1 protein-coding gene is annotated in these 508 nt (G+C 47.6%); it reads left to right on the top strand.

All coding sequences use genetic code 11. From position 1 onward, the window contains the following. Positions 1-508, top strand: a 508-nt coding sequence (locus FK268_RS26295) for a hypothetical protein (RefSeq protein WP_497997393.1), incomplete at both ends; no start/stop codon positions are given.

Raw genomic sequence — 508 nt, 5'->3', positions numbered from 1 at the left:
ACGGAGCGTGGCGATCCAAAATGGCCTGCTTTTGGTGGCAAGTTATTGGATTATCGGGCTATTTAGTGTCGATTTCGCCCTGATTTTAGGGGGCTATACCACCGTTATCTATCTGCTCTCAACCGGTATTATTTATGGGCGATCCCCAAAGTTTTGGCTAATCAGCGCTATTGTCGTGGGTGTTGGGAACTTAGCGCTCTTTAAGTACTTTAACTTTTTTGCGCCACAATTTGTCTATCGACTTTCGGAATGGGGGATCGATCTCTCATTGCCGGTGGCGGAGATTATCTTCCCGATCGGAATCTCGTTCTACACTTTCCACTCTATTAGCTATCTTGTATCGCTCTATGAGCGTGCCGTCGATCAGCGAGAAAGACCGCTCGAGCCACAATCATGGCGAGGTATGGCGCCGATCAGCTTCTTCGATTTTGCACTCTTTCTTGCCTTCTTCCCGAGTGTGATTGCAGGGCCTATCAATCGTGCGAATCGTTTTCTTCCTCAAATTCAA

It is taken from the genome of Tsukamurella sputi, assembly GCF_007858445.1.
GTDB classification, from domain to species: Bacteria; Actinomycetota; Actinomycetes; order Mycobacteriales; family Mycobacteriaceae; genus Tsukamurella; species Tsukamurella sputi.
The sequence above is the reverse complement of the archived record's forward strand: the minus strand, read 5'-3'. Positions and strand labels throughout refer to the sequence as shown.